This window comes from Pseudomonas sp. R76 (genome assembly GCF_009834565.1).
Lineage (GTDB): Bacteria > Pseudomonadota > Gammaproteobacteria > Pseudomonadales > Pseudomonadaceae > Aquipseudomonas.
The window spans coordinates 1,850,295-1,877,108 of record NZ_CP019428.1 but is presented as its reverse complement, the minus strand read 5'-3'; the positions used below and the strand labels follow the sequence as shown (position 1 = coordinate 1,877,108).

At 61.0% G+C, this 26,814-nt stretch carries 30 protein-coding genes; 14 read left to right on the top strand and 16 right to left on the bottom strand.

The genetic code is table 11. The annotated features are described in order from the left end of the window. Complete coding sequence (locus PspR76_RS08520; protein WP_159954797.1) at positions 1-306, top strand: DUF6482 family protein; 306 nt, start codon at positions 1-3, stop codon at positions 304-306. 34 nt (positions 307-340) lie between these two features. Here PspR76_RS08520 and PspR76_RS08515 read toward each other — a convergent pair whose 3' ends face one another. The 4 genes from PspR76_RS08515 to PspR76_RS08500 all read right to left on the bottom strand — a co-directional run bounded on the left by PspR76_RS08515 (position 341) and on the right by PspR76_RS08500 (position 3,491). Then, positions 341-634, bottom strand: a complete 294-nt coding sequence (locus PspR76_RS08515) for a helix-turn-helix domain-containing protein (RefSeq protein WP_159954796.1) — start codon at positions 632-634, stop codon at positions 341-343. Next, positions 634-948, bottom strand: coding sequence for a hypothetical protein (locus PspR76_RS08510; RefSeq protein WP_159954795.1), 315 nt, complete (start codon positions 946-948; stop codon positions 634-636). Before PspR76_RS08510 ends, PspR76_RS08515 begins: the two co-directional genes overlap by 1 nt. Positions 949-1,137: 189 nt before the next feature. Further along, on the bottom strand, positions 1,138-2,331 hold the full coding sequence (locus PspR76_RS08505) for an MFS transporter (protein ID WP_159954794.1): 1,194 nt from the start codon (positions 2,329-2,331) through the stop codon (positions 1,138-1,140). Next, positions 2,328-3,491 (bottom strand): MFS transporter, encoded by a 1,164-nt coding sequence (locus tag PspR76_RS08500; protein ID WP_159954793.1) that lies wholly within the window; start codon positions 3,489-3,491, stop codon positions 2,328-2,330. Before PspR76_RS08500 ends, PspR76_RS08505 begins: the two co-directional genes overlap by 4 nt. Positions 3,492-3,586: 95 nt before the next feature. Here PspR76_RS08500 and PspR76_RS08495 point away from each other — a divergent pair, with 95 nt between their 5' ends. From PspR76_RS08495 to PspR76_RS08475, 5 genes are all read left to right on the top strand, one after another. Continuing rightward, positions 3,587-4,480, top strand: coding sequence for a LysR family transcriptional regulator (locus PspR76_RS08495; protein ID WP_159954792.1), 894 nt, complete (start codon positions 3,587-3,589; stop codon positions 4,478-4,480). A 167-nt stretch (positions 4,481-4,647) separates the two neighbouring features. Then, the gene (locus PspR76_RS08490) at positions 4,648-4,830 is read left to right on the top strand and encodes a type II toxin-antitoxin system HicA family toxin (RefSeq protein ID WP_017736377.1); all 183 of its coding nucleotides are present in this window, start codon (positions 4,648-4,650) and stop codon (positions 4,828-4,830) included. Positions 4,831-4,853: 23 nt separating this feature from the next. Further along, complete coding sequence (locus PspR76_RS08485) at positions 4,854-5,264, top strand: type II toxin-antitoxin system HicB family antitoxin (protein ID WP_159954791.1); 411 nt, start codon at positions 4,854-4,856, stop codon at positions 5,262-5,264. An 89-nt stretch (positions 5,265-5,353) separates the two neighbouring features. Then, the gene (locus tag PspR76_RS08480) at positions 5,354-5,854 is read left to right on the top strand and encodes a methylated-DNA--[protein]-cysteine S-methyltransferase (RefSeq protein WP_159954790.1); all 501 of its coding nucleotides are present in this window, start codon (positions 5,354-5,356) and stop codon (positions 5,852-5,854) included. Positions 5,855-5,968: 114 nt separating this feature from the next. Next, positions 5,969-6,394 (top strand): low affinity iron permease family protein, encoded by a 426-nt coding sequence (locus PspR76_RS08475; protein ID WP_159954789.1) that lies wholly within the window; start codon positions 5,969-5,971, stop codon positions 6,392-6,394. Between the two features lie 53 nt (positions 6,395-6,447). Here the strand turns inward: PspR76_RS08475 and PspR76_RS08470 are convergent, their stop codons facing one another. From PspR76_RS08470 to PspR76_RS08455, 4 genes are all read right to left on the bottom strand, one after another. Then, entirely contained in the window at positions 6,448-6,975 is a 528-nt protein-coding gene (locus PspR76_RS08470; protein ID WP_005785958.1) for a DUF4142 domain-containing protein, read from the bottom strand. A gap of 119 nt (positions 6,976-7,094) precedes the next feature. Then, positions 7,095-7,736: a LysE family translocator gene (locus PspR76_RS08465; protein ID WP_159954788.1), complete on the bottom strand. Its 642-nt coding sequence runs from the start codon at positions 7,734-7,736 to the stop codon at positions 7,095-7,097. Between the two features lie 54 nt (positions 7,737-7,790). After that, entirely contained in the window at positions 7,791-8,201 is a 411-nt protein-coding gene (locus PspR76_RS08460; RefSeq protein ID WP_159954787.1) for a VOC family protein, read from the bottom strand. 18 nt (positions 8,202-8,219) lie between these two features. Continuing rightward, positions 8,220-9,134 (bottom strand): LysR family transcriptional regulator, encoded by a 915-nt coding sequence (locus PspR76_RS08455; RefSeq protein ID WP_442966821.1) that lies wholly within the window; start codon positions 9,132-9,134, stop codon positions 8,220-8,222. Positions 9,135-9,211: 77 nt separating this feature from the next. On the opposite strand from PspR76_RS08455, the gene PspR76_RS08450 reads away from it, so the two are divergent. Further along, on the top strand, positions 9,212-9,700 hold the full coding sequence (locus tag PspR76_RS08450) for a DMT family transporter (RefSeq protein ID WP_159954785.1): 489 nt from the start codon (positions 9,212-9,214) through the stop codon (positions 9,698-9,700). Here the strand turns inward: PspR76_RS08450 and PspR76_RS08445 are convergent, their stop codons facing one another. From PspR76_RS08445 to yiaY, 6 genes are all read right to left on the bottom strand, one after another. After that, the gene (locus PspR76_RS08445; protein ID WP_159954784.1) at positions 9,701-11,032 is read right to left on the bottom strand and encodes an MFS transporter; all 1,332 of its coding nucleotides are present in this window, start codon (positions 11,030-11,032) and stop codon (positions 9,701-9,703) included. A gap of 59 nt (positions 11,033-11,091) precedes the next feature. Beyond that, the gene (locus tag PspR76_RS08440; protein ID WP_159954783.1) at positions 11,092-12,033 is read right to left on the bottom strand and encodes a hydroxymethylglutaryl-CoA lyase; all 942 of its coding nucleotides are present in this window, start codon (positions 12,031-12,033) and stop codon (positions 11,092-11,094) included. Then, positions 12,030-13,223 (bottom strand): CaiB/BaiF CoA transferase family protein, encoded by a 1,194-nt coding sequence (locus PspR76_RS08435; RefSeq protein ID WP_159954782.1) that lies wholly within the window; start codon positions 13,221-13,223, stop codon positions 12,030-12,032. The genes PspR76_RS08440 and PspR76_RS08435 overlap by 4 nt, the downstream gene beginning before the upstream one ends. Before the next feature lie 200 nt (positions 13,224-13,423). Then, complete coding sequence (locus PspR76_RS08430; protein WP_159954781.1) at positions 13,424-14,335, bottom strand: LysR substrate-binding domain-containing protein; 912 nt, start codon at positions 14,333-14,335, stop codon at positions 13,424-13,426. Then, positions 14,335-15,009: an NAD(P)H-binding protein gene (locus PspR76_RS08425; protein ID WP_159954780.1), complete on the bottom strand. Its 675-nt coding sequence runs from the start codon at positions 15,007-15,009 to the stop codon at positions 14,335-14,337. The genes PspR76_RS08430 and PspR76_RS08425 overlap by 1 nt, the downstream gene beginning before the upstream one ends. A gap of 92 nt (positions 15,010-15,101) precedes the next feature. Next, entirely contained in the window at positions 15,102-16,250 is a 1,149-nt protein-coding gene (yiaY, locus tag PspR76_RS08420; protein WP_159954779.1) for an L-threonine dehydrogenase, read from the bottom strand. A gap of 123 nt (positions 16,251-16,373) precedes the next feature. Here yiaY and PspR76_RS08415 point away from each other — a divergent pair, with 123 nt between their 5' ends. After that, entirely contained in the window at positions 16,374-17,390 is a 1,017-nt protein-coding gene (locus PspR76_RS08415) for a DUF4917 family protein (RefSeq protein WP_159954778.1), read from the top strand. 141 nt (positions 17,391-17,531) lie between these two features. Here PspR76_RS08415 and PspR76_RS08410 read toward each other — a convergent pair whose 3' ends face one another. Beyond that, on the bottom strand, positions 17,532-18,059 hold the full coding sequence (locus PspR76_RS08410) for a helix-turn-helix domain-containing protein (RefSeq protein ID WP_159954777.1): 528 nt from the start codon (positions 18,057-18,059) through the stop codon (positions 17,532-17,534). Between the two features lie 159 nt (positions 18,060-18,218). Between PspR76_RS08410 and PspR76_RS08405 the strand changes: the two genes are divergently transcribed. The 6 genes from PspR76_RS08405 to PspR76_RS08380 all read left to right on the top strand — a co-directional run bounded on the left by PspR76_RS08405 (position 18,219) and on the right by PspR76_RS08380 (position 25,399). Continuing rightward, positions 18,219-19,001: an aldolase gene (locus PspR76_RS08405; RefSeq protein WP_159954776.1), complete on the top strand. Its 783-nt coding sequence runs from the start codon at positions 18,219-18,221 to the stop codon at positions 18,999-19,001. 28 nt (positions 19,002-19,029) lie between these two features. Then, positions 19,030-19,902: a dihydrodipicolinate synthase family protein gene (locus PspR76_RS08400; RefSeq protein WP_159954775.1), complete on the top strand. Its 873-nt coding sequence runs from the start codon at positions 19,030-19,032 to the stop codon at positions 19,900-19,902. 181 nt (positions 19,903-20,083) lie between these two features. Beyond that, on the top strand, positions 20,084-20,623 hold the full coding sequence (locus tag PspR76_RS08395; protein ID WP_159954774.1) for an RNA polymerase sigma factor: 540 nt from the start codon (positions 20,084-20,086) through the stop codon (positions 20,621-20,623). Next, positions 20,620-21,588 (top strand): FecR family protein, encoded by a 969-nt coding sequence (locus tag PspR76_RS08390; RefSeq protein ID WP_159954773.1) that lies wholly within the window; start codon positions 20,620-20,622, stop codon positions 21,586-21,588. The genes PspR76_RS08395 and PspR76_RS08390 overlap by 4 nt, the downstream gene beginning before the upstream one ends. A gap of 128 nt (positions 21,589-21,716) precedes the next feature. After that, positions 21,717-24,275, top strand: coding sequence for a TonB-dependent receptor (locus PspR76_RS08385; RefSeq protein WP_159954772.1), 2,559 nt, complete (start codon positions 21,717-21,719; stop codon positions 24,273-24,275). A gap of 224 nt (positions 24,276-24,499) precedes the next feature. Beyond that, positions 24,500-25,399: a DMT family transporter gene (locus PspR76_RS08380; protein WP_159954771.1), complete on the top strand. Its 900-nt coding sequence runs from the start codon at positions 24,500-24,502 to the stop codon at positions 25,397-25,399. A gap of 106 nt (positions 25,400-25,505) precedes the next feature. Here the strand turns inward: PspR76_RS08380 and PspR76_RS08375 are convergent, their stop codons facing one another. After that, a complete protein-coding gene (locus tag PspR76_RS08375) occupies positions 25,506-26,723 on the bottom strand; it encodes a class I SAM-dependent methyltransferase (protein ID WP_159954770.1) in 1,218 nt (405 codons plus the stop codon). Positions 26,724-26,814: the final 91 nt, after the last annotated feature.

The following is a 26,814-nucleotide window of genomic DNA, read 5'->3' as shown; positions in this document are numbered from 1 at the left end:
ATGAACTTGAAAATGCTGACCGAATTGGCCGTTAACGGCGAGGTACGCGAGCTGGAGTTGCTGTCGCTGGAGGGTGGCTTCTACATCGCGCGTGTCAGGCTGGATCATGCCGAGATGACGCTTTTGGACGATGTTGGCGAGCCAATGCGCATCGGCTCCACCACGCATTTGCGCAACCTGTTGCAACGGGTTCCGCCGTTTCCGTGCGTGCTGGTGCAACACTGTGTGCACGATGAAATGTGCGGTGTTCGGGAAGGGCCGATTGGTGCGTTGCGTGTTCCGTTTACGTTGGCAGCAACACACTGAAGCGCACCGACTGAATTGCCGAATCGTCAGTTGGTTACCTGTGCTCCAAGGCTGCCAATACGTGGCCCGGATCATTGTATAGAGCGCGCAATAACGCCCTTGCCGGCCCCTCTGGCTCACGCCGCCCTTGCTCCCAGTTTTGAAGCGTTCCCACAGGCACATCAATTGCCTTCGCAAAGCGTGCTTGTGACAGTCCCGTAGCCTGTCGAATCTCTTTGACCTTCAAGGCATCAACAAAAAACTCACGGGATGGTGGGCGCTCACCCCGAACAATTTCGTCCATTTGGGTCATGCTCTCGACCAGACGATTGAACAGTTTTTTCTCCATCACTCCCACCTTCGGTTTATTTCACTCAGGATTCTTTTTTCCGCCGTCGAAAGGTCATCTTTGACACCCTTTCGATAGATCAGGATCAATCTAATTTGATATCCCATACGGAGGTGGTAATAGATCACTCTGACACCACCACTCTTTCCCGTACCCTGCACAGCCCAGCGAATCTTCCTCAGACCATGGGTGCCCTGTATGACATCACCGGCAGTTGGATTTTCGGCCAGAAATGCTTGGAACTCACCGTAGCTTTCCTCACTTAGAAGCGCAGCCAAGTCTTCTGTAAATGCGAGTGACTCGATAAATATCATACCCACGCCTATACGTCATTGGCGCATAAAAACTTTATTCTGCTCGCCTCCTATCACGCAACAGCCGCTCGTCACTCGTTGATAGGTATACGAAACCTGCGCCGGGATTGTTGAAGCGCAAACTCTACATCCGAGCAGCCTATGCAATGACGTAGGACTGAACTGAGTTTTTCATCCGAAAAGAGACAATCAAAGTCCAGCCTCTATCCCCCGCTGCACCACCCACGCCAACGGCAACGTCACCAACAACATCCCCGCCAGCACCATCACCGCCACCGGTACACCCAGCGCATCCCCCACGCCGCCAAACACCACCGGTGCCAGCGCGCCGCCGCCAATCGTGCCGGTGTAGAACACCGCGAAGGCTTGCTCGCGCTTGCCTGCGCCTGCCAAGTCGGGCACTGCGCCGTACAGCACCGAAGACGTGCCGTTCAGCGCCAAGCCCAGCAGCGGCAACATCACCATCAAGCCACTCAACGGCAGGTACACGGCGGCGACGATCAGCAGCGCCGTGCTGGTTTCCGTCAGCCAGACGGTTTTCATCATGCCGATGCGGGCACCGAGGTAGCCGCAGAGCAATTTGCCGAACGCGCCGCCAATGAACAGCATCGTCAACGCGAGGCCGATGCCGGCTGTTCCTGCGCCTTTGGCTTGCAGCAAAAATGGCAGAAAGGTCAGAAAGCCCATGCGCACAACGCTGTCGAGGGTGCCGGTGAGGATCAGGGCGCTTAACCCTTTAACGGACCCCGTCCCACTGCGCGCCCTGGCTTTTTTTGTGACCCCGGATTCGGCAACCGGCGCAGGCACCAACCACCACAACAACCCCGCTGCCACCAAGCCAAGCAGCCCCAGCAACGTCGCACTGGCGCGCCAGCTGATGACGGTGAGTAGCAAGCCGACCAGACCCGGAATCAGGGTTTTGCCGATGTCGCCGGAGAAGTTGTACTGAGACAAGGCCTGCTTGACCCCGCCGCCGTCCTCATAAGCGTCGGTGATCATCGAGGAAGCCAGCGGGTGTTGGGTGCTGGCGCCCAACCCACCGAGCAGCAACGCCAACAGCAACATCACCAGCCCTGTGGCTTGCCCGACCAGTAAGTACGCCACACCCGCCAGCGCAGTGCCGCCGACCAGCAACGTTACGCGGCCCCAGCGTTTGGCGGCGCGGCTGGCCATGAGTTGGAACACGGCCATCATCCCGGAATAAGCACCGCGCAAAAGGCCGATCTGGGCGTAGGAAAGAGCGAACTGCGCTTGCCAGATCGGCAGCAGCACGTAGATCACGTCAGTCAGGCCATCGTGTACCGCATGGGCGCTGCAGCCGGCGATCAGCGAACGGCGGCGGCTGGACGTTTCGTTGGCAGGCAAGGCAACGGTGTCGTTCATGGGGTTTGGATCAGCTCAGGTTTAAGGGGCTTCCAGCCGATCAGGGCGATCAGCAGGGTCAACATTTGAAAACCGATAATCAGCGCCACGCAGCCCGCCCAGCCCCAATGCTCCCAGATCAACGCAGGGGCGATGGCACCGCAACTGCCGCCCAGGTAATAACACGTAAGGTAAACCCCCACCGCGCCAGATTTATTGTCACCGGCGGTGGCGCTGATGAAGGCATTGGCGGCGGCCTGGGCGAGAAACACACCAGTGGAACTGAGCGCCAAACCCACCACGATGCACCACAGCGACGGTGCCAGGGTCAGCGCCGAACCACTGACGCCAAGCACGGCGGCAACCGCCAGCAGTTCGGCGTGGGGCCGAGCTTTGCTGAGGCGACCTGCGACAGGAATTACGATCAAGGCCAGCAGGAACACCATGTAAAGCGTGCCCAACGCTGCAGGCCCCAGGTTGAACGGTGGTAGGCCAAGATACAAACCGGCGTAGGTAAACGCCGCGACCTGGGAGAACAACACGCAAAATCCTACGGCGTACGCTGCCAGCAAAGGTTGGCGAAACACGCCTGAGGAAGAGACTTTGCGCCGCTCGCTTCGCGGCTGGTTAGCGGGCAACAGAAACTGAATAAACCCACCGACCATCAGGCTGAGTGCCGCCAGCAACTCAAAGGCTTCCCGCCAGCCGACATATTCAGTCATCACGCCGGTGACGAAACGCCCGGCGAACCCACCCAGCACAGTGCCCGCCACATAAAGGCTGGTGACCTCGGTCACTGTTGCGCCACGCCAACGGTCGCCGATGTAGGCCACGCTGGTGGCAAACACCACGGGTATCAACATGCCTTGCACAAACCGCCACACCAGCACTTGGGCAAAGCTGTCGGCATAGGCGGTCATCAGTGCCGGCAGCGCCAACAACAGCGCGGCCACGGCGATCACTGTGCGCTGCTCGAAGCGCCCCGTCAGTCGGCTGACAAAGGGCGCAGTGATCGCCACGGCCAAGGTGGTGACCGTGATGCTCCACCCCGCTTCCTTGGCGCTGATATGAAACTGCGTGGCGAAGGTTTGCAGGATGCTCTGGGTCGCATAGAGATTCAGAAACGCCGCGCAGCCACACAGAAACAGGGCCAGGCGGGCACAATGCAGGCGCGCTCTCATGAAACCTCTCGTTTTATTTTGTACGGTCTTTATAGAATGGCCGACGGGTCTGAAACCAATACCGATTTCGAACCGATCAATACCCAAGGATCAGGATGCTCGACCTACGCAAGCTGCGTTACTTTCTGACGGTCGCCGAAGAATTGCACTTCGGCCGGGCGGCACTTCGCCTGCACCTGGCCCAGCCGCCGCTGACCCGGCAGATTTCTGCGTTGGAGACGGAGCTGGGCTTCAAGCTGTTTGATCGCACCAGCCGTACGGTGTCCCTCACCGCCCAGGGCCGTGCGTTCTTGCCCTACGCGCGCGGCGTGTTGGAGCAGGTTGAACTGGCGCAGGTGATCGCTGGCAAATTGGCGGCGGGCACCGCAGGCCAATTGGCACTCGGTTATGTCAGCTCAATCGCTTTATCGGACCTGTTCAGCCAGGCGATCCAGGCCTTCGCCCAGCGCTTTCCCGATGTGCAGCTGACCTTGGTGGAGTGCGCCTCGGGCAGCCTGGGCGCACAGGTGGCGGATGGACGGCTGGATATCGGGCTGAGCCGGCTGTTGCCACAAACCGCAGACGTCCACGCATTGTCGCTGGGTGAAGAGCGGTTAGTGGCGGCGGTGTCCAGTGACAGCCCGTTGGCCGCACTGGCCGACGTCAGCCTGGCCCAGCTCAATGCCTATCCGTTGATCCTGTTCCCGCCAGATTATGGGTCGGGGCTGAACCAGTCCATTGAGCAGCTGTACCGACACCATGGCGTGCCCCTGCGAGCCGGGCCGACCGGGCGGCAGATCACCTCGATCATTGCACTGGTTGCCGCCGGGCAAGGCGTGGCACTGGTGCCTGAATGTACGCAAAGTTTGATGAACAAGGGCGTGACCTATAAACCGATGATCGAAGCAGATGCCTGTGCGCAATTGCTGGCACTGACGCCGGCAACCCGGAAAAGTGTATTGGCTGAAGCATTTCTGGCCGTTCTTGAGCAGGTTTTACACACCGCGTAACACCTCGAAAAACCCCGCAATACGTCTCTCCGGCGCCATTCCCAGGCGCTCATACACTTCATTCAACGCTCACCCTAACGCCGGTCATCGACCGTCGGTAGGTAGAGTGTTGATAATTTTTATTCAGTGGTTATAGTCACCACCAACACACACCACAAGGAGGTGTTGTGGATAGCCGATATTTGATAGGTCACATCGTTGCGGACGGCTGGTATCTGGTGCGCACCCGAGGCAGTCATCATCACTTCAAGCACCCGACAAAACCGGGGCTGGTGACGATTCCTCATCCAAAGAAGGACCTGTTGGACAAGACTGCCAAGAGCATTTTGAAACAGGCCCTGTTGAGCTGACCGTCCCCTGGAGGGCAATAAACATGCTTTACCCCATCGCAATTTCAACCGGTGACGAGGACCACGCCTGGGGCGTGGAAGTCCCGGACATTCCTGGCTGCTACTCAGCTGGCGATGACCTGGACGAGGCCATGGCCATGGCCCGGGAGGCCATCGAGGGGCATTTCGAGATCCTCGCGGAAGATGGCGCGCCGATTCCCACGGCGCAAAAAGTCACCTTGCACGCAGCGAACCCCCAATACGCCGGCTGCACCTGGGCTGTGGTGGACATTGATGTCACCAAATACCTGGGCAAAGCGCAGAAGCTCAACATTACCTTGCCGGGTTATCTGTTGAACCGCATTGATGAATATGTGCTGAACCACCCGGAAGAAAAAAGTCGTTCGGGGTTTCTGGCGTCCGCTGCGTTGAAAGTATTGCAACAGGACCGATGATCTGACCGAATTCAATCGCAAGAAACGTAGTTTCCAATTGAACAAGGTGCTCTAAATTCCAATACCACCCCACGCCAAGGAGCCCGATCATGCCCTATCAATACACGTTCATGCCCTCCCCCGTCGGCCAGCTCACCCTGGTGGCGCGCAACGGCAAGCTCAACGCCATCCTGTGGGAAAAAGAACGCGCCAACCGCGTGCCTTTGGGTGAGTTGCATGAAGCCAACGACAGCCCGGTGCTAGTGGAAGCCGAGCGTCAGTTGCGTGAATACTTCGCCGGCACCCGCAACCAATTCGAGCTGGAGCTGGACTTCACCGGCACCGCCTTTCAAAAACAGGTCTGGCAGGCGCTGCTGACTATCCCTTTTGGCGAAACCCGCAGCTACAGCCAGATCGCCCAGCAGATCGGCAACCCCAAGGCTGTGCGGGCGGTGGGCGCTGCCAACGGACGCAATCCGATCTCGATCATTGCGCCCTGCCACCGGGTGATAGGTGCGTCAGGCGGGCTGACCGGGTTTGCCGGCGGTCTGCAAGCCAAGCAGTATTTGCTTGCACTGGAAGGCAGGGGCCAAGCGGAACTGGCGCTCTAAGGCGTGCGCGACAAAAACGTACAACTTTGTTCACCCGCTCAATTGTAAAAAGAAATTTCAAAGCACGGCTGCGGTCCATAATTTCATCACCCACCTGTAAAGGAAAAAACGGTCATGAAATTCTCCGCAGTCTCCCAATCTCTGTCCCGCTGGGCAGGCAGTGCCCGGACGTTCTATGCGGCCGTTGCATTGATTTTCCTGTGGAGCCTGAGCGGGCCGTACTTCCACTACAACGACACCTGGCAGCTGATCATCAACACCTCGACCACCATCATTACCTTCCTGATGGTGTTCCTGATCCAGAACACGCAAAACCGCGACAATGACATCCTGCACATCAAGATCGACGAATTGCTGCGCGTCTCCAAGGATGCCCAGAACGCGGTGTTGAGCCTGGATGGCCTGGACCGCAAAGAGCTGGAAAAACTGCGTAATGAATACCGCAGTATTGGCGCCACCGGCAGCGTCAGCCTCAACAGCAGTTGCGGTGAAACAGTGGACGATGCCGTGCAGAACAAAACCGATCTGAACCAGGCATAAAAAAACGGCGGTTGGAAATCATCCAACCGCCGTTCTTGTTTCAAGTGCCGGCTTCAACCGTCGCCTTGATGACCTTTACCGTAGGTCGACGCCAGGGCGCGGGCTTTTTGCAAACGCTCTTCCAGCTTAGGCAGTGTCTCGTCCACCAAGGCTTTTATCTCTGGCACATCCGACGCCGCACCTTCTTTCTTGAACAGGGCGATAGCGTCTTCGTTTTCCTTGACCTGCTGCGCGGTATAGGCGGCGTCAAACGAGTCGCCGTCCTTGAGTTCAGGCATCAGGGTTTCAGCCTTGTCGACGATCTTCTCGCGCGGCGCCACCGGCAGGTCGAGCTTCTTGGCAATCGCTGCCAAGTGCTGATTGGCCAGGGTGCGTTCGTTGATCACCTCAATGGTGTAATCCTTGATTTCCTGGGACGAGGTCTTGGCGTGGGCCATGCGACTGGTTTCGATATCGGCCATGCCTTTGGCCGAAGCCTGCTCGATGAATTCAGCAGGCGACTGGGCGAAAGCATTGCTGGCGCCGAGGCCCAGCAGCATCGCAAAACTGGCGGTGCGTAACCGGATAGCCATGCGGCTCATGATGGGTTCCTCCAGGGCAAAAATAGGTGCGCGGACATACACCCCGCCCTGAATTCGAATTTTCAGGGCGGCAAAGGTTTAGAAAAAACTTCCCAGTGCGACGAACGGTCGTGACCACATCAGGCCGGTTTGCTGCCAAAAAGGCCCGGCAACGCGTGTGCCAGGGCATTAATGGCGAAGCCGATAAACATCACGCCGCAGAGCTTGGTGATCAGGATTTCATGGCGCTGATACACCGTGCGCACACGCTGGGCGCCCACCACGCCGATCAGAATCGCGTAGGCCAGCAGGCCGCCAATAAAGCTCAGGAAGATCAGCGACGGCAGCATCGCCCACGTCAGCAGTTCGGCACGGCTGGACAAAAGCGCCGTAAATGTCGCCACCGCCACCGGGTAAGCCTTGGGGTTGGTCAGGCCGAACAAGATGCCGTGCCAGAACGGATGCCGCGCCGCGCCCTGTGGCGCATCGCTGCTGCGACGCTGGGTGCGAATGGCGCGCCAGCCGAGCCAGAACAGGTACAAACCGCTGAGTACGCCGAGTACATCAAAAGCACTGCTGCCCACTTCACGCGCGCCCACAATGGCGATCAGCGCGGTACTGCACCACACCACGTCACCGAGCAAATGCCCGCACAAAAAACCTGCGCCGGCGCGACGGCCGCGCGCAGCACCGATGCCGAACACGGCCAGCACGCCAGGACCCGGCGTAATCCCGTAGATAAAACCTGAAGCGAGGACGGCGAACAGCAAGGATGGGGTCATGGGCACGACTCTGACGGACGGTTGAGAGGTGCAGGGATTCTGCACGTTCTGGCGTTAAGGGTAAAACTTCATGCCTGCATAAGGCTTGGCACGACAGGCTTGCAGACGCGACGCCATGTCGCCCACATGGGCTTCGAGCTTGTGCCCATCGGGGTCGAGAAAATAGAACGAGGCGCCTTCACTGCGGTTGTCGCGCCACTCTTGCGCCTTGGCGGCTCGCAGACGCTCCACCATAGCGGTGAAACTGCTGGCATCCGCCGTGAACGCGTAATGGGTGTATTCCGCCGCCGCTGCCGTCGGGCGCAAAGGGTCGAGCGACAAACACAGCCACAAACCGGGCAACGAGAGGTAGGCGCCGTTGTCCCACGTGGCGTCGAGCTGAAGTTGCAGCAGGTCATGATAGAAGCTGACGCTGCGGTTCAAATCGGTGATGGCAAGGGTCAGGTGGTTGAAGCCTGAGAGCATTTTTTGTTTTTCCTGTTATCAATGATTGCCGGACACTACAGCCTGCACCTGCCCCATCAACCACTGCAACCCTGAATCCCCGCCCCGTCGCGCATGCCACGCCAGCTCTACGGCAAACGAGGGAATATGAAACGGCGGCGGCACGGCCAACAGGTGCTGCTGATCGATGTTGAGCAAGCCCCGCGATGACACCGTCAGAATCAGGTCGGTGCCCTGGATCAACTGCGGCGCCACGCCCCAATGCGGCAGGCTGATCGCCACATGGCGGCGCTCTCGAATAGCCGTCAACGCCCGCTCGATCTCCGGCGTGCCGCTGCCACGCATTTCCAGCAGCACATGCGGGCGCGACAGGTAGGTGGGCAGGTCGAGCACGCCACTGGCCGGCAGGCTGTGGCGGTCGACCAGGCAGGTGTAATGCTCCTCGAACAAGGGCGTGGTGCGCAGTTCGGCGGGCATGTCCGGGAACACGCCAGCGGCCAGGTCGAGGTCGCCATTGAGTACGCCGTCCACCATGCCTTCGCGGCTGGCCTGGATGATTTGCAGGTCGATGCCCGGGGCTTCGTGGCGCAGAACGCGAACCAACTCCGGTAGGAAAATCGCCGCGCTGTAGTCCGACATCGCCACGCGAAACCGGCGTTTGGTCGACGCTGGATCAAACCGGTTCGGCGCCAGCAGCGCCTGCACCTGGGCCAGGGCTTCCGTCAGTGGCGCCGCCAATTCCAACGCGCGCGCAGTAGGCACCAACGCGCCGCCCTGGCGCATCAGCAAAGGGTCATTCAGTAAGTCCCGCAAGCGCGCCAACGCATGGCTGACGGCCGGCTGGCTCAAGTGCAGACGCTCAGCCGCACGGGTGACGTGCTGCTCGCTGAGCAAGGCATCCAGAATCACCAGCAGGTTGAGGTCGATGCGACGCAGATCATTCATCAGCTGCATGCTCAGCATAAGAACTTGGAATTTAAATTTGCGCGACGAATAGCCTAGAGTCCAGCAAAACCTCTGGGAGATTTGCTATGACGACGCTGCACTGGGTGGGTTTATTGGCACTCGCGGTTATCGCCGGCGCTGTGGTGCCGTTTCAGAGCGCGATCAACGCCAACCTCGGGCGCGGGCTCGGCCATCCGCTGTGGGCCACCCTGGCCTCTCTGCTGGTGAGCATTATCGTGCTGCTGCCGGTGATTCTGGCACTGCGTCTACCGCTGCCGAGCCTGGCGTTTATCACTAAAGCGCCGCTGTGGATGTGGGCCGGTGGTGCATTTGGCGTGTGCTTTATTTCCCTGGCGTTGATGCTGTTGCCCAAGCTCGGCGCGTCGGGGTTTATTGCCTTGGCCATGGCCGGGCAGATTCTCGCTTCGCTGCTGCTCGATCACTTTGGGCTGTTCGGCCTGGTGGAGCGCCAACTGACAACGCCCCGCGTGCTGGGGGCGTTGTTGTTGATAGGCGGCGTGGTGTTGATTCAGTTCAGCAGCACGCCTGCCCGAGCATTGGCGACGGCGGGCTGATCAGCCCTTGTCCAGCGTGCGCAATTTTTGCGGCAAGCCCCACAGCAGCAGCGCCGCCGCCAACAGCGCGCACACGCCGATCACGTACAGCGCCGGCGTGGTGCTGCCGGTGAGGTCTTTGATGCGCCCCACCATCACCGGGCTGACAATGCCGCCGAACTGCCCCAATGTGTTGATCACCGCGATGCCACCGGCGGCACCGGCACCGGCGCCAGCCAGCAGTTTGGGCGGCAGAGTCCAGAAGGTCGGGATCGAGGCGATGATGCCCGCGCCCAACATGCCCAGGGCGATGATCAGGAAGGTGGTGTGGTCGGCAAAAATCCCGGCGCAGAAGAAGCCCACCGCCCCCAACACCACCAGGCCGCAGACAAACTTGCGCCGTTCGCCGGTGGCGTCCGACAACCGCCCGATCACTACCATGCTGATCGCGCCGCACACATAGGGAATCGCAGTGAGCAGGCCGATCATCACCGGGCTTTGGGTGCCGGCGCTGCGGATCAATTGTGGCGCCCAGAAGTTGAGGCCGTAAGACGCGACCTGGATCAGGAAGTAGATAAACCCGAGCATCAAGAAGCCAGGAATGCGGATCGCCGACAGCAGCGAACCACCGTGTGAGTTCGGCTCATGCTTGGCGATTCGGCTCGACAGCAAGGTCTTTTCCGCCGGTGTCAGCCACTGTGCGTCTTCAATTCGGTCCTTGAGCAACGTCAGCACCAGAAAACCCAGGCCGATACACGGCAAGCCGCCGAGCAGAAACAACCAATGCCAGCCGCGCATTTGCAGCACGCCGTCGAGATGCTCCAACACCAGGCCGGAGAACGGCGCGCCGACCAACCCCGCGAAGGCGGACGCCAGGAACAGCAGCGAGGTGATGCGCCCACGGAAGTGCTGCGGGAACCACAACGTCAGGTAATACAGCACGCCCGGCGCAAACCCCGCCTCCATCGCGCCAATGATGAAACGCAGGCCGTAGAACTGCCACTCGGCGGTGACAAACACCATCGCCGCCGTGGCCAGGCCCCACGACATCATGATCCGCGCGATCCAGCGGCGCGCGCCGACCTTGTACAGCATCATGTTGCTCGGCACTTCGAAAATCACATAACCCACCACGAACAAACCGGCGCCCAGGCCGTAAGCGGTGTCGCTCAGGCTCAAATCGGTTTGCAGCTGGAACTTGGCGAAGCTGATGTTGATGCGGTCAAAAAACGCGAACAGGTAGCACACCATGGTCAGCGGCATCAGGCGCCAGGCGACCTTGCTGACCAGGGCTTTTTCGGCATCGATCTCAGCGGCCGGGCGCAGGCCCGCCTCCAACGTATTAGTGCTCATGCTTTCTCTCCAGCGGGCCGCTCAACGGCGCCCGATTGTTTTTGTTGTCTGGTGCGGCGTTACAGCGTGGCGATGTAGCCGGGCGGCGGATGCAGGTCGCTATTGCGCCCGGCCTTGGCGACCTGGCCAGGCAGCTCATGGCCAAGCAGCGCCGGCAGACGTCGGGACATATGCAACAGGTGCGGCAGATCGATGCCGGTGTGAATCCCGACCTCGTCGCACAGGTTGACCAGATCTTCGGTGCAGATATTGCCCGAGGCTCCCGGCGCAAACGGGCAACCACCGAGGCCGCCTAAGGCCGCATCAAAACGCCGGGCGCCAGCCTCGTAGGCCGCCAGCACATTGCACAAGCCCAGGCCGCGGGTGTTGTGAAAATGCAGGGTCAGATCACTGGCAGGCACATGCTGCAATACCCGCGTGACCAAACGCTCAACCTGGCGCGGGTTGGCCATGCCGGTGGTGTCGGCCAGGGTGATGCCCTGAATGCCCAACTGGCGGTAGGCATCGACGATTTGCAGCACGCGGTCTTCATCAATCTTGCCTTCGAACGGGCAGCCAAACGTGGTGGCGATGCTGCCGTTGAGGCGCACCGGGTAGTCGCTGGCGAAGCTGACGATGTCTTCAAACGCCGCCAATGACGCCTCGCAACGCATGCGCATATTCGCCAGGTTGTGGGTCTGGCTGGCGGACATCACCAGGTTCAGCTCATCGGCGCGGGACTCGATGGCGCGCTGGGCGCCCTTGAGGTTGGGGATCAACGCCACATAGATCACACCGGGCTTGCGCGCGATGCCCTGGAACACCTGTTCGCCATCGCGCAACGCCGGAATCGCCTTGGGCGAGACGAACGAACCGGCCTCGATTCGCGAAAAACCTGCCAGGGACAGTTCGTTGATCAGCGTGATCTTGTCGGCAGTTTCAACCCAGGTCGGTTCGATTTGCAGGCCATCGCGCGGGGACACTTCCTGCACGATCAGCGGGTCGCAATAGTCAGTGATCATTGCACCACCCCCGAGGTTTTCAGGCGTTGGATATCAGCCTCGGTCAACCCAAGGCCAGTGAGGATGTCGTCGGTGTGTTGGCCCAAGGCCGGGCCTTGCCAGTTCACCGCGCCAGGGGTTTCGGAGAGCTTGGGCACGATGCCGGGCATCTTCACCGACACGCCACCGGGCAGCTCGGCATTGAGCAGCATGTCACGCGCCTGGTAGTGCGGGTCGCTGACGATATCGGCCACCGAGTAGATGCGCCCGGCCGGCACTTCGGCGGCTTCCAGGGCGGCGAGCACCTGGTCGATGGGCAGGCTGCTGGTCCAGTGGGTGATCGCCGCATCCAGCAAGCCACTTTTCGCCGCGCGGCCATCGTTGTGGGCAAACTCCGGCGCTTCGGCCAGGTCGGCGCGGCCGATGGTAATCATCAGGCGCTTGTAGATCGGGTCGCTGTTACCGGCAATGACCACGTAGGCGCCGTCGGCGGTCAGGTAGGTGTTGGACGGCGCGATGCCGGGCAAGGCGCCACCGCTGCGCTCACGCACATGGCCGAGCATGTCGTATTCGGGCACCAGGCTTTCCATCAGGTTGAACACGCTTTCGGCCAGTGACACATCGACTATCTGCCCGTCGCCCTGCCCGGTCTTGACCCGCAGCAGCGACATCAGTGCGCCGATCACGCCGTGCAGTGATGCCAGGGAATCGCCCAGGCTTACGCCGACCCGCGCCGGTGGCGAATCCGGGTTGCCGGTGGTGTAGCGAATGCCGCCCATGGCCTCGCCGATGGCACCGAAGCCTGGGCGATCACGGTAAGGGCCGGTCTGGCCGTAGCCGGAGATGCGCACCAGGGTCAGCTTGGGGTTGAGCGCGTGCAGCACATCCCAGCCCAGGCCGAGTTTTTCCAGGCCGCCGGGGCGCAGGTTTTCGATCAGCACGTCGGCGTCGCCCAGCAGTTGCTTGATCAAGCCCAGGCCTTGCGGCGACTTGAGGTCCAGGGCCAGCGACTTCTTGTTGCGCGATTGCAGGTACCACCACAGTGAAGTGCCTTCGTGCAGCTTTCGCCATTTGCGAAGTGGATCGCCCTGGCCCATGGCTTCGATCTTGATCACCTCGGCGCCAAACTCGGCCATCATCCGGGCGGCGAACGGCGCGGCAATCAGGGTGCCGATCTCAATCACCTTGATACCGCTCAATGGAGCCGTCATGGGGTGTGCCTCTTATTCTTGGAATGTGCGGCCAAGACTAGAGGACTGAAACAGCAGAAATCCAACCGTCAGTTGGCAAGGAGCGTTCGCGAAACGCGAACAACGACCCGATCGCTATCGCGGGCAAGCCCGCTCCCACAGGTGAACACGATCACCTGTGGGAGCCGGGCTTGCCCGCGATGAGGCCATCCACGTCTGAATTACGTTAACGGCCTGCGCAGGTATTCAAACAACAAACGACTCACCGGCGACAATTGCGCCTCATCGCGCACGACCAGAATCAAACGGCGATCCGACCACGCATCTGTCAGCGGCACCGCGTGCAACCCCAGCGCGCGGCCGAACAGTTCATAGGCTTTTTGCGGCAGGATACCGATGCCCATATTCGCCTGGACCATGCGGCACATCGCATCAAACCCCGGCACATGGATGCGCAGGCGCAGCATCTTGCCCGCCTCGCGCGCGGCGGCGTGGGTGCGCATGTTGATCGAGCTGGCGGCATGCAGGCCGACGTAGTCGCTGTCGAGGGTTTCGGCGAAGGCCAGGGTGTGGCGGGTGGCTAACGGGTGATCCGCCGGCATCAGCACCACCAGATTGTCGTGGCGATAGGTCACGCTGGGCAGGCCTTTGGTGTCGGTGTCGCTGGAGCAGATCCCCAGGTCAGCCACGCCATCCAGCACGCCCTGCATCACGCCGTTGCTGGGGCGCTCTTCCAGATCGGTTTTGACTTCGGGATGCAGCGCGGAAAAATCCCGCAGGTCTTCCGGAAGGAATTGAATGATCGCCGACAGGTTGGCCAGCATGCGCACATAACCGCGCACGCCATGGCTGTGCTCGCCCAGCTCCAGGCCCATTTTCTCGACGTTGAACAGCATCTGCCGCGCATGGTGCAACAGGGTTTCACCCGCAGCGGTGAGGTCCATGCCCTTGGCCCGGCGCACGAACAGGCTCACGCCCAGCACCTGTTCCAGCTCCATCAGGCGCTTGCTCGCCGCCGACACCGCAATCGCTTCGCGGGCGGCGGCGCGGGTCAGCGTGCCTTCCTCGAACACTGCCACGAACAGCTGCAGCGTGATCAGGTCGAGGCGACGCACCAGGCTCTTGTGCAACATCAGTTGCGCTCGGCGGCCAGTCGATTGATCTCGGCCTGCTCCACCACCGCCTGCGGCGCGCCATGGCGCACGGCTGCCAGCATCGCCTGGCCGACGGTCTCGGTGCTCACCACCCAGCCGGGTTGGAGCCGACGCACAAACGTGAGCAGCGGCCCGAGTAAGGAATAGAAGGATTGGTACAACGGCGTTTTCGAGCGCACGCCATGCAACGGCTGAATCACCCCGGGCCGGAACAGATACACCGCCTTGAACGGCAGGCGCAGCAAAGCGTTTTCGGTTTTGCCCTTGACCCGCGCCCACATCGACTTGCCCGCCTCGGAGCTGTCGGTGCCGGCGCCGGATACGTAGATAAAGGTCATCTGTGGGTTGAGCCGCGCCAACGTGCTGGCCGCGACCAAGGTCAGGTCATAGGTGAGGTGGGTGTACTTGGTTTCATTCATGCCCGCCGACGAAACGCCGAGGCAGAAGAAGCACGCATCGAAGCCTTGCAGCAGGTTTTCCAGCGGCTGGAAATCCAGCATGTCGCTGTGCAGCACCTGGTGCAGCTTGCCGTGTTCCTGGGTCAAGGCCGTGCGGCCGACAGCCACGACTTCCTGCACGTCAGCGGCCAACAGGCACTCGCGCAGCACGCCCTGACCGACCATGCCGGTGGCGCCGAATAACAGAACTCTCATGGGGGGACCTCAGCGGCAAGCCGCAAGCTTCATGCTTTAGTTAAATGCCGTTCAGCTTGTAGCTTACCGCTTGCAGCGTGCGACTGCGCCCTTTAGAAAGCGTTGCGAAAGATCTCCTCGATCTGGCGCTGATCCGCCCGCCGTGGGTTGGTCAGCCCGCACGCATCCTTCAACGCATTGGTGGCCAGCAGCGGAATGTCCTGCAACTTGGCGCCCAATTCGCGCAACCCGGCCGGGATTTCAACGTCGTGAGCCAAGGTGCGAATCGCGGCAATGGCGGCCTGGGCGCCCTCTTCCGGGGTAATGCCCTTGATATCGGCGCCCAATGCGCGCGCCACGTCACTCAAGCGCTTGGCGCACACACTGGCGTTGAAACTTTGCACATGGGGCAGCAACACCGCATTGCACACGCCGTGTGGCAGGTCGTAAAGGCCGCCGAGTTGGTGGGCCATGGCGTGCACAAAGCCCAGGGACGCGTTATTGAAGGCCATGCCGGCGAGGAATTGCGCATACGCCATGTTTTCCCGCGCGGCCTTGTCGCTGCCGTCGCGTACCGCCAGGCGCAGATTGGCGCTGATCAGCTCGATGGCCTTGATGGCGCAGGCGTCGGTAATCGGGTTGGCGGCGGTGGACACGTAGGCTTCGATGGCGTGAGTCAGCGCGTCCATGCCGGTGGCGGCGGTGAGGCCCTTGGGCATGCCGACCATCAGCGCCGGGTCGTTGACCGACAGCAGCGGCGTGACGTTGCGGTCGACGATGGCCATTTTCACGTGGCGGGTTTCGTCAGTGATGATGCAAAAGCGCGTCATCTCGCTGGCCGTGCCGGCGGTGGTGTTGATGGCCACCAGTGGCAGCTGCGGTTTGCTCGACTGATCGACGCCTTCGTAGTCGCCGATATGCCCGCCATTGGTGGCGCACAACGCGATGCCCTTGGCGCAGTCATGGGGCGAGCCGCCGCCCAACGACACCACGAAATCGCAGGCGCTGCGCTGCAACAGCGCCAGGCCGTTCTCGACGTTTTCGACATTGGGGTTGGGCTTGGCGCCGTCGTAGATCACCGAGTCGATGTCCTGCATCGCCAGTTTCTCGGCGATCAGGCTGGCCACGCCCGCCTTGGCCAGGCCCACGTCGGTGACGATCAGCGCCTTGCGAAAGCCGTAGTTGCGGATGGCGATCATGGCTTCGTCGAGGCAGTCGGTGCCCATGATGTTGACGGCGGGAATGAAAAAGGTGCTGCTCATGGTCAATCCTCAGAGGCGTTATGCCTACAGGATCAACCTGACTTGCCTGCGGCATCTTGATCAGGATCAACGCCGGCTCGTGATAAAGTCACCACCCAGCCGAAATCGAGTAGACCCGCCGCAATGAAGGATTTCCAGGATATTGACGCCCACCTTGAAGACTGGAGCGCGCTGCGCAGCGCCATCGACTTCAGTGGGATTCTGATCGGCAACGGCGCAAGCCGCACGATTTGGGAAGACTTTGCCTACGATTCACTGTTCGAAAACGCGCGCACCGTCGAAGAAAAACCCCTCAGCCCGTCCGAGCTGAGTGTGTTCGACGCCCTGCAGACCCGCAGCTTCGAGCAGGCGTTGGGCGCCTTGAAAACCACCAGCCGGGTCAACAAGGCCCTGGCGGTCAGCTCGGCGGCACCGCGCAACCGCTACTACGCGATCAAGGAAGCGTTGATCAACACCATCCACGCCGTGCACATTCCGTGGCGGCTGGTGCAACCCTCGACGCTGGCGACGATCAACGCCGAACTGGCCCGCTACCCCACCGTTTTCACCAGCAATTACGACCTGCTCAACTATTGGGCGATCCTGCACACGCCAGGCATCGACGACCTGTTTGGCAGCGCCGACGCCAGCTTCGACCTGCGCAACACGCGCACCGACGCCACGCGCATCCTTTACCTGCACGGCGGCCTGCACTTGGTGCGTAACCTCGACGGCACCGCGCGTAAATTGCCGTCCACCGACAGCACTTTGCTCAGCAGTTTTGCGATCAATAACACGATCAAGACGCTGGACGACGTGCCGCTGTTTGTCAGTGAGGGCAAGGTGGAAGAGAAGCTCAAGACCATCCGCAGTTCGGACTATTTGTCGTTCTGTTATGAGCAGTTGCTCAGCCATGAAGGGTCGCTGTGCATCTTCGGCCATGACCTTGGGCCGCAGGATAAGCACCTGGTGGATGCGCTGCGCCAGGCGAGGCTGACGACGCTGGCGATCTCGGTGTCGGGGCGCAGCGATGGGTTTATTCGCCAGCAGAAGCGCCGGTATTCGGAGCTGTTCGAGGGCAGCGGTGTGACGTTGAAGTTCTTTGCGGCGCGCACGCATCCGTTGGGTAATTCGGCGCTCTCGGTGCCGGTCGAGCGCTGATCCCCCGAACAAAGAAGATCAAAATGTGGGAGCGGGCTTGCTCGCGAATGCGGTGTATCAGTCAACTTATGTGGAGCTGACACACCGCATTCGCGAGCAAGCCCGCTCCCACACTGACTGTATTCCAACTTGGAAACACGGTCATTCTTCGGCGCTGTGCACCACCACCAACAACTGCGCCTGCGCCTCGCCCACCGAGCGAATTCGGTGGGGTTTTTGCGCATTGAAGTGCAGCGCATCACCCCGATTCAGGATTACCCGTTCGCTCATGAAATCCACCTCCACCTGGCCTTCATGCACGAACAGAAACTCCTCTCCCACGTGCTCCTTGAACGTCTTGTCGGTGAACTCCGCCGGCGGGTAGATGATGAACGGCAGCAGGCTGCGCTCACTGACCTGATGGGCCAGCACCGCATAACCCGGCGCGGTGTCGGGCCGCTCGTGGCTGCGCACCAGGCTGTAGCTGTCGAGGCTGATGTTGTCTTCGCTGAACAGTTCTTCAACCTTCACGTTCAACGCCTTGGCCAATTTCAACGCGGCGGCAATTGACGGCGTGTTGAGCCCGCGTTCGACCTTGGACAGATAACTCTTGGTCATCCCGGATTTTTCAGCCAGGGACTCCAGGGTTACTCCAAGTTTTTTTCTCAGTAATTTCAAACGGATAGACATGTGCTGCGATTAATCCATGCAGAAAAGCCAGCGCTTCACTTGCCAATGACACAATGTGTCATATAGCATCTTTAGTGTCATTTGCGTTCACCCAACGACCTTGCGAGCAGCGGGAGAGCAGCAAACCCGACGTCCATGCACCACCCAAAGGACACCGATATGGCCAAGACATTAGCACTCCCCAAAGACCAACTGGTCAAGCAAGCACTGATGCAGATGCAAAACACCCTGGCGGATAATACGTGGACCGACCGGCAAAAGCTGGCGCTCACGTGTCGCATCCTGTTCGAACACGGCCATGACTCCGGCCTGGCCGGGCAAATCACCGCACGCGGGCCCACGCCCGGCACCTATTACACTCAGCAACTGGGCCTGGGTTTTGATGAGATCACTGCCAGCAACCTGCTGCTGGTCAACGAGGATCTTGAAGTGCTGGAAGGCCACGGCATTCCCAACCCGGCCAACCGGTTTCACACCTGGGTGTACCGTGGGCGGCCGGATGTGAACTGCATCATCCATACGCATCCCACGCATATCGCCGCGCTGTCGATGCTCGAAGTGCCGCTGCAGGTGTCGCACATGGACCTCTGCCCGCTGTATGAAGACTGTGCATTTCTGGAGGCCTGGCCGGGGGTTCCGGTGGGCAACGAAGAAGGTGAAATCATCACCACGGCGCTGGGCGACAAACGCGCGATCCTGCTCTCGCACCACGGTCAGCTGGCCACTGGGGCGAGCATCGAAGAAGCCTGCGTGATCGCGCAGTTGATCGAGCGCGCGGCCAAGTTGCAGTTGCTGGCGATGGCAGCCGGGACGATCAAGCCGATCCTGCCGGAACTGGGCCGCGAGGCGCATGACTGGATCTCCAAGCCCAAGCGCCACGGCGCCGCGTTCAACTACTACGCCCGGCAGAACCTGCGACAACACGCCGATTGCCTGAACTGATTGCCCTATTCCGAGCGGAGACTCCTTTATGTCCAACCCAACTATTCACGGCATCATCGGCTACACCATCACCCCATTCAGCGCCGACGGCCAGCGCATTGACCTCGACGCCCTCGGCCGCTCCATCGACCGCTTGATCGACAGCGGCGTGCACGCCATCGCGCCCTTGGGCAGCACGGGCGAAGGTGCGTATTTGAGCGATGCCGAGTGGGATGAAGTCAGCGCCTACAGCCTGGCAAAAATCGCCAGGCGCGTGCCGACGATTGTCAGCGTGTCCGACCTGACCACCGCCAAGGCCGTGCGCCGTGCGCGTTACGCCGAGGCCAATGGCGCCGATGTGGTGATGGTGTTGCCCGCGTCCTATTGGAAACTCAGCGAGGCGGAAATCCTCGCCCATTATGCGGCGATTGGCGACAGCGTCGGCGTGCCGATCATGCTCTATAACAATCCGGCCACCAGCGGCACCGACATGTCGGTGGACTTGATCCTGCGCATCGTCAAGCAGGTGGCGAACGTGACCATGGTCAAGGAGAGCACCGGTGATATTCAACGCATGCACCAGTTGCATCGCCACAGCGACGTGCCGTTCTACAACGGCTGCAACCCGCTGGCCCTGGAAGCCTTCGCGGCCGGCGCCAAGGGTTGGTGCACGGCGGCGCCGAACCTGATCCCGCAGCTCAACCTGGCGTTGTATGACGCGGTGCTGGCCAACGACCTGACACTGGCGCGGGAACTGTTCTATCGCCAATTGCCGCTGCTGGAATTCATCCTCAAGGGTGGTTTGCCGGCGACGATCAAGGCCGGGTTGCGTTTGACCGGGTTGGAAGCAGGTGATCCACGCTTGCCGGTGTTCCCGTTGGGTGAAGCGGGGATCGAGCAACTAAGGACATTGCTGCGCTAGAGGCGTGGCCTCCTGTGGGAGCTGGCTTGCCTGCGATAGCGGTGGTGCAGTCACCATCGCCATCGCAGGCAAGCCAGCTCCCACATTTGATTGGGTACACGCTTTACATAGAGACAAATGACAATAATTCTCGATATCATTCGCGACTTTTCTACGTCGTGCTTCGTCAAGAAGGATATCCATGTCTCGTCCCAAGCCCGACCCGTTGTCGGCCGATGCCTTTCGCGGGTTTTATGCAGATATTCTGTATTTCCTGCGCAAACGCACGGACAACGCCAGCGACGCGGCGGACATGACCCAGGATGTCTTTGCCCAATGGCTGGATTACCGCGACCGGGCCAAGGTCGAGCAGCCACGGGCGTTTCTGTTCCAGATGGCGCGCAACCTGTTGCGCGATCACTGGCGTAAACAGAAGGTACGGCAGACCGTCCACCTTGACCCGGCCGAAAGGGACGCCGAGCCGGTCATCGATGAGCAAAACGAGCCCATGGCCGCCGCGCAGCGCTTGCAACGCCTGGAACAGTTGAAAGAAGTCCTCGCCGAACTCTCGCCCCGCAGGCGAGAAGCCCTTATGCTGCACCGCTTCGAAGGCCTGAGCCAGGCGCAGATCGCCGAGCGCATGGGTATTTCGACCAGCATGGTGGAAAAGCACATCGCTTTTGCCCTGCTGCATTGCAAGCGACGCCTTCAACAAGAACCCGGCACGGAGCAGCCAGAATGAACCGCCTGAGCGACATCGACGCCTTGAACATCGAAGCGAGCGACTCCATCGATGCCCAAGCCGCCAGCTGGTTTGCCCGCAACCGTAGCGAAGCGGGGCGAGCCGACCGCAAGGCCTTTGCCGCCTGGCAGGCCGAGCCTGCACATGCCCGCGCCTATGCCGAGTTTGAACAACTGTGGGCCGACCTCGGCCAACTGCAGCAATTGAACAAACCGCTGCCGCTGCCCAAGCGCAAACCCTCGGCCTGGCGCCCTGCCCTGGCTGTGGCTGCTGCGCTGGTCTGTGCGCTGTTGGCCACGCACATCGGTGCGCCTCGCGAGCTCTACCACAGCCAGATCGCCGCGCATGCCAAAGGCATGCGTACGTTAAACCTGCCCGATGGCAGCACGTTGTACGTGAATGCCAATACGCGCGTGCGGGTGGAATTCAGCGCCCATCAACGCATCCTTCATTTGGACAAGGGCCAGCTGTACATCGAAGTCGCCGCCGACAAGGAGCGCCCGCTGTATGTGCAAGCCGGCGAGGCCAACGTGCGCGTGGTCGGCACCGGTTTCGATGTGCGCCGCAGCCAGCAGCAACTGGTGGTCAGCGTGGCCCATGGCCAGGTCGCCTTCGAGCCGGACGCCAAAAGCCCGGTGACCTTGCTCGGCGCCCAGCAACGCGCTACCTACAGCTACGCCAAGGGCACCGTGCAACACCAAACCCTCACGGCTGAAGAAGTGGCGGATTGGCGCAGCGGGCATCTGTCCTTTCGCAACCGCGACCTGGCCAGCCTGATTGATGAGCTGAGCCTCTACCGGCCCCAGGCACCGCTGCAAGTCAGCAAGTCCGTGGCGCAATTGAAGGTCTCGGGCAACCTTGATGTGAATGATCCGGACGCCCTGCTCAACGCCCTGCCTGCCCTGCTACCGGTGAAAACCGTGGCCTCAGCCGATGGCGTTGTCAGAATCGAACCGAGCAAATAATTGCGTCAGGCACTCACTTGAGAATATTTTGCATTCGCATGTGTGGATTTTTTGGCCTGCCCCGTCTTCCTCCCGACTGTGTTTGATACGCACACCTTTTCGGCCACTTGGCCACCCCGGGGGATTTCATGTTTCGCGCGCCTTGCCACGCTTCGCACCTGTTTCTTCGACCGACCCTGATCGCCACCTGCCTGGCGTTCAGCCTCAGCGCCCAGGCCGAGTCGTTCACGTTGCAACTGCCCGCCCAGTCGCTGGCCACGTCCCTGAGCCAAGTGGCGCAGCAGGCAAAAATCCAGCTGCTGTTCGATGAAACACTGCTCAAGAACGTGCAAGCGCCGGCACTCAATGGCGACTTCACCCCGGAAGTGGCGATTCGCACCTTGCTGAAAAACGGCGAGTTCACCCTGATCAAAGTCGGCAGCACCTACGTGGTACGCCCCGACGAGGGCAAGACCACCCACAGCGGCGCCATCCAACTCGACGCGCTCAGCGTGATCGGCACCGATAACGAAGTCGACTCCAGCACCGTCAACCGCTCGACCATGACCCAGGCCGACATCGACCGTTACCAGTCCAATAACATCCCCAGCCTGCTGCAGACCTTGCCCGGCGTGAGCCAGGGCGGCTCGCTGAAACCCGGCGGCCAGACCATCAACATCCGTGGTTTCGGCGATGCCGAAGACGTGCCGATGACCGTCGACGGCGCCACCAAGACCGGCTTCGAGCGCTACCAGCAAGGCACGGTCTTTATCGAGCCCGAGCTGATCAAAAGCATCGAAGTGGAGAAAGGCCCCAACTCGCCGTTCACCGGCAACGGCGGGTTTGGCGGCACGGTCAACATGACCACCAAAGATGCCCCGGACCTGCTGCAGGACGGCCGCAACAGCGGCGCGATGCTTAAATATGGTTACTCCAGCAACGACCACGAACAGGTCTACAGCAGCGCCGTGTATGGCCGTACCGACGACGGCCGCTTCGACGCGCTGGCCTACCTGACCCAACGCGACGGCGGCGATATGAAGGTCGCGGCCAAGCTGCCTAACGAGAACAACGAGTACCCCATCAACCCTCAGCGCCTGCCCAACAGCGCCCAGGACGTGGACGGCAAACTGTTCAAGGTCAATGCGCACTTCACCGAAGAGCACAGTGTCGGCTTGTCCTACTCGCGCTCCCACAGCAATCGCTGGACACCCTTCTCCGCCGCCAGCTACCCGACACCGCCGACCCAGGCCAATATCAACCGCTACGGCTACGAAAACGCGTTGAAACGTTTTTTAGCGCACCGCGACACCACCGACACCACGTGGTCGGGCAAGTATGAATACACGCCGCTGGACAACCCGCTGGTGGACCTGACCGTCAAGTATTCGCAGTCCAACACCGACCAGACCGACGCCCGTGACGCCACCGCATTTTTCCAGCTGGCCACCGGCGGGCGCCAGATGGACACCGGCTACACCGACAAGAACCTCGACATCCGTAACGTCAGCCTGTTTGACACCGGGCCGCTGCAACATGCGGTGACCGTCGGCGGGCAAATTCGCAAGCACATCCGCGAAACCGACATGTGGATGCCCGGTTCCACCTACAACACCGCGCGCTACAACTACGGGCATTTCCAGCCGGGTCTCATGCCCCACGGCAAGGTCGATACCAACAGTTTCTTTGTCCAGGATGCGGTCACGGTGGGCGATGTGACGATTACGCCGTCGCTGCGATACGACCATGTGCGCAATCGCGGCGAAGGCAACGACGCGCCGTACTACAACAATCCCGACCCGGCCGTTGGCCACGATTACAGCGACCGCACCTACACCGGCTGGTCGCCGCGCCTGGCGCTGTTCTGGAACGTCACCCCACACCTGGGGCTGTTCGCCAACTGGAGCAAGACCTGGCGCGCGCCGGTCATCGACGAACAATACGAGGTGCAAGGCCTGGGCAGCCGCACCGCTACCAGCGTCGACCTGGACCCGGAGCGCATCACCTCGATCACCGTGGGCAGCGTCTTCAGCTTCGATCACCTGATCGCCCAGGACGACAACCTGCAAGTGCGCACCACCTTGTTCCACAACAAGGTCGAAGACGAAATCTTCAAGGCCACCGGCGTCGGCTGCCAAAACCAGGCCGTCAATGGCGGCACGATTTCCAACGCCTGCCCGCCGGGAGCGATGTCCAACTACCGCAACATCGGTGGCCTGACCATCAAGGGCTTTGAGCTGGAATCGTTCTACAACTCCACCTACCTGTTCGGCTCGGTGTCGCTCGCCTACGCCAAGGGCGAACACGAAGGCGCCTACACCAACCCGTGGGGCCCGGACGTGCCGGCCCGCGATATTCCACCGACCAAATGGGTGCTGGTACTGGGCACCAATATTCCGGCCTGGGATGCCCAGGTGGGCTGGATGGGCCAGTTCATCGGCGCGACCGATCGCTTGCCCAGTGACAAATATTCCGGCGGCCCGGGCAGCAGTGTGGGCGACCTGTTCTACGACCAATACGGCAACAAGGCCTACAACACCCAAGGCCTGTTCGCCAAATGGAAACCGCAACAGGCTTACCTGAAAGGCACCGAGGTGAATTTCACCGTGGACAACCTGTTCAACAACAACTTCCGCCCGGCCTTGAGCGGCGACCGCGCCTACACCAAGGGCCGCGATGCGAAGATCAGCATCACGCGGTTTTTCTAAGGCTAGCACGGTCAATGTGGGAGCTGGCTTGCCTGCGATACAGGCACCTCGGTCTTACGCATAGACCGCGGTGATGCTATCGCAGGCAAGCCAGCTCACACAGGTTATCCCCAGAGCCTGCCGAAACTGTACGGATAAATCCGCACCCATCTGTAGGCCCCCGATCACAGGGGGTTGTGGCTAGATGGGCTTTCCTTGAAGCCCTCCAGATTTCGGTCCCCATCATGAGCTCGCGCGAAAACACCGGCATGGCCCTCGGCCTGCTGGGCGTCATCATCTTCAGCCTCACGCTGCCCTTCACCCGCATCGTCGTGCAGGAAATCCACCCGTTGCTCAACGGCCTGGGCCGCGCCTTGTTCGCGGCGGTCCCGGCGGCGGCGCTGTTGCTGTGGCGCCGCGAGCGCTGGCCGACCTGGCGCCAGGTGCGCGGCCTGTGCCTGGTGATCGCTGGCGTGATCCTCGGCTTCCCGGTGCTGTCGGCCTGGGCCATGCAAACCTTGCCGGCCTCCCATGGCGCGCTGGTCAACGGCCTGCAGCCATTGTGCGTGGCGCTGTACGCGGCGTGGCTGTCCCACGAGCGGCCGTCGAAAGCCTTCTGGGCCTGCGCGGCGCTGGGCAGTGCATTGGTGCTGAGTTATGCGCTGATCACCGGTGCGGGCAGTATCCAGGCGGGGGATTTGTTGATGCTCGGCGCGATTGCCGTGGGTGGCCTGGGCTATGCCGAAGGAGGCGGGTTGGCCAAGGAGATGGGCGGCTGGCAGGTGATCTGCTGGGCGCTGGTGCTGTCCACACCCGTGTTGATCGGCCCGGTGTGGTACTTGGCGGCGCAGCATCAAGGCGCAATTTCCATGCGCACCTGGTGGGCGTTCGGGTATGTGTCGCTGTTCTCGCAATTCCTGGGCTTCTTCGCCTGGTACGCCGGGCTGGCGATGGGCGGGATTGCGCGGGTCAGCCAGATTCAGCTGTTGCAGATCTTCTTCACCATCGCCTTTTCGGCGTTGTTCTTTGGTGAGCATATCGAGCCGATTACGTGGCTGTTTGCCTGTGGGGTCATCGTGACGGTAATGCTGGGGCGCAAGACGGCGGTGCAGCCTGCGCCGACCTCAAAGATAAATGCGGTCTAAATGTGGGAGCGGGCTTGCTCGCGAAAGCGGAGTGTCATCCAACCTATTAGGCGACTGATGCACCGCATTCGCGAGCAAGCCCAGCTCCCACATTTTGGTTCTGTGTTCAGCCTAAATAGCCATCCGCGCGCAACAGCGTTTCCAGGCAGTGCTCGCTGATGTGGTAGAACGCCTTCAATTCCTGGATTTTCTCCAGCAACTGCGCATTGTCCACCGGCTCGTTGCGCTTCACCGCCAGGATCATCTTGTTCTTGTTGGTGTGCTCCAACGAGATGAACTCGAACACCTTGGTCTCGTAACCGCAGGCTTCGAGGTACAACGCGCGCAGGCTGTCGGTGACCATTTCCGCCTGCTGGCCCAGGTGCAGGCCGTATTGCAGCATCGGCTTGAGCAGCACCGGGCTCTGGATCTGCAGGCGAATCTGTTTGTGGCAGCACGGCGAGCACATGATGATCGACGCGCCGGAACGGATGCCGGTGTGGATCGCGTAGTCGGTGGCAATGTCACAGGCATGCAGCGCGATCATCACGTCCAGCTCGCTCGGCGCCACGCTGCGCACGTCACCGCACTTGAACACCAGCCCCGGATGTTCCAGGCGCGCGGCGGCGGTGTTGCACAGGGTCACCATGTCTTCGCGCAATTCCACGCCGGTCACTTCGCCCTCGGCCTTGAGGGTGTTGCGCAGGTAATCGTGAATGGCGAACGTCAGGTAGCCCTTGCCCGAACCAAAGTCGGCGACGCGCACCGGCTGGTCGAGCTTCAGCGGCGACGAGGTCAGCGCATGGCTGAACACTTCGATGAACTTGTTGATCTGCTTCCACTTGCGCGACATCGACGGGATCAGCGCCTGCTTGGCATCGGTCACGCCAAGGTCGGCGAGGAATGGCCGGCTCAGGTCGAGGAAGCGATTCTTCTCACGGTTGTGCTCGGCGGACGGCGCCTCACGCAATTGCTGCGGCTTGCTTTTGAACAGCGAGCTTTTGTTCTTCTTGCTGTATTCCAGCTGGGCTTCGTCGGTCAGCGACAGCAAGTGCGCATTCTTGAACGACGCCGGCAGCAGCGCGGCAATCGCCGCCACGCCATCGGCCAGGGGCAAGTTCTTGGTGATGTCGCGGGTCTTGTAGCGGTAGACGAAGGACAGGCACGCCTGCTCCTTGACCGTCACGGGTTTGATGATCAGCCGTTGCAGCTCGGCCTCTTCGCCGACGTACTTGGCCAGCACCAGCTTGATAAACGCGTTCTGCGCCAGGCTTGCGCTCAGCAGCTCGATGAACTGGGCGTGATGATCCGGCGCAGGGCGGGCAGGTTGAGCGGTGACGGACATGAACAAAAACGCCTCGGGCTGGGAATGCCGGGCATTTTAGGGGGGATAAGGGTTTAGGGCACGGGGTTATTTGATCAACGGTCGCTCAGCC

Bases quoted from the DNA above. Each gene is read 5' to 3' on its own strand.
- PspR76_RS08520 (WP_159954797.1), top strand. From the start codon at position 1: ATGAACTTGAAAATGCTGACCGAATTGGCCGTTAACGGCGAGGTACGC.
- PspR76_RS08515 (WP_159954796.1), bottom strand. From the start codon at position 634: ATGGAGAAAAAACTGTTCAATCGTCTGGTCGAGAGCATGACCCAAATG.
- PspR76_RS08510 (WP_159954795.1), bottom strand. From the start codon at position 948: ATGATATTTATCGAGTCACTCGCATTTACAGAAGACTTGGCTGCGCTT.
- PspR76_RS08505 (WP_159954794.1), bottom strand. From the start codon at position 2,331: ATGAACGACACCGTTGCCTTGCCTGCCAACGAAACGTCCAGCCGCCGC.
- PspR76_RS08500 (WP_159954793.1), bottom strand. From the start codon at position 3,491: ATGAGAGCGCGCCTGCATTGTGCCCGCCTGGCCCTGTTTCTGTGTGGC.
- PspR76_RS08495 (WP_159954792.1), top strand. From the start codon at position 3,587: ATGCTCGACCTACGCAAGCTGCGTTACTTTCTGACGGTCGCCGAAGAA.
- PspR76_RS08485 (WP_159954791.1), top strand. From the start codon at position 4,854: ATGCTTTACCCCATCGCAATTTCAACCGGTGACGAGGACCACGCCTGG.
- PspR76_RS08480 (WP_159954790.1), top strand. From the start codon at position 5,354: ATGCCCTATCAATACACGTTCATGCCCTCCCCCGTCGGCCAGCTCACC.
- PspR76_RS08475 (WP_159954789.1), top strand. From the start codon at position 5,969: ATGAAATTCTCCGCAGTCTCCCAATCTCTGTCCCGCTGGGCAGGCAGT.
- PspR76_RS08470 (WP_005785958.1), bottom strand. From the start codon at position 6,975: ATGAGCCGCATGGCTATCCGGTTACGCACCGCCAGTTTTGCGATGCTG.
- PspR76_RS08465 (WP_159954788.1), bottom strand. From the start codon at position 7,736: ATGACCCCATCCTTGCTGTTCGCCGTCCTCGCTTCAGGTTTTATCTAC.
- PspR76_RS08460 (WP_159954787.1), bottom strand. From the start codon at position 8,201: ATGCTCTCAGGCTTCAACCACCTGACCCTTGCCATCACCGATTTGAAC.
- PspR76_RS08455 (WP_442966821.1), bottom strand. From the start codon at position 9,134: ATGCAGCTGATGAATGATCTGCGTCGCATCGACCTCAACCTGCTGGTG.
- PspR76_RS08450 (WP_159954785.1), top strand. From the start codon at position 9,212: ATGACGACGCTGCACTGGGTGGGTTTATTGGCACTCGCGGTTATCGCC.
- PspR76_RS08445 (WP_159954784.1), bottom strand. From the start codon at position 11,032: ATGAGCACTAATACGTTGGAGGCGGGCCTGCGCCCGGCCGCTGAGATC.
- PspR76_RS08440 (WP_159954783.1), bottom strand. From the start codon at position 12,033: ATGATCACTGACTATTGCGACCCGCTGATCGTGCAGGAAGTGTCCCCG.
- PspR76_RS08435 (WP_159954782.1), bottom strand. From the start codon at position 13,223: ATGACGGCTCCATTGAGCGGTATCAAGGTGATTGAGATCGGCACCCTG.
- PspR76_RS08430 (WP_159954781.1), bottom strand. From the start codon at position 14,335: ATGTTGCACAAGAGCCTGGTGCGTCGCCTCGACCTGATCACGCTGCAG.
- PspR76_RS08425 (WP_159954780.1), bottom strand. From the start codon at position 15,009: ATGAGAGTTCTGTTATTCGGCGCCACCGGCATGGTCGGTCAGGGCGTG.
- yiaY (WP_159954779.1), bottom strand. From the start codon at position 16,250: ATGAGCAGCACCTTTTTCATTCCCGCCGTCAACATCATGGGCACCGAC.
- PspR76_RS08415 (WP_159954778.1), top strand. From the start codon at position 16,374: ATGAAGGATTTCCAGGATATTGACGCCCACCTTGAAGACTGGAGCGCG.
- PspR76_RS08410 (WP_159954777.1), bottom strand. From the start codon at position 18,059: ATGTCTATCCGTTTGAAATTACTGAGAAAAAAACTTGGAGTAACCCTG.
- PspR76_RS08405 (WP_159954776.1), top strand. From the start codon at position 18,219: ATGGCCAAGACATTAGCACTCCCCAAAGACCAACTGGTCAAGCAAGCA.
- PspR76_RS08400 (WP_159954775.1), top strand. From the start codon at position 19,030: ATGTCCAACCCAACTATTCACGGCATCATCGGCTACACCATCACCCCA.
- PspR76_RS08395 (WP_159954774.1), top strand. From the start codon at position 20,084: ATGTCTCGTCCCAAGCCCGACCCGTTGTCGGCCGATGCCTTTCGCGGG.
- PspR76_RS08390 (WP_159954773.1), top strand. From the start codon at position 20,620: ATGAACCGCCTGAGCGACATCGACGCCTTGAACATCGAAGCGAGCGAC.
- PspR76_RS08385 (WP_159954772.1), top strand. From the start codon at position 21,717: ATGTTTCGCGCGCCTTGCCACGCTTCGCACCTGTTTCTTCGACCGACC.
- PspR76_RS08380 (WP_159954771.1), top strand. From the start codon at position 24,500: ATGAGCTCGCGCGAAAACACCGGCATGGCCCTCGGCCTGCTGGGCGTC.
- PspR76_RS08375 (WP_159954770.1), bottom strand. From the start codon at position 26,723: ATGTCCGTCACCGCTCAACCTGCCCGCCCTGCGCCGGATCATCACGCC.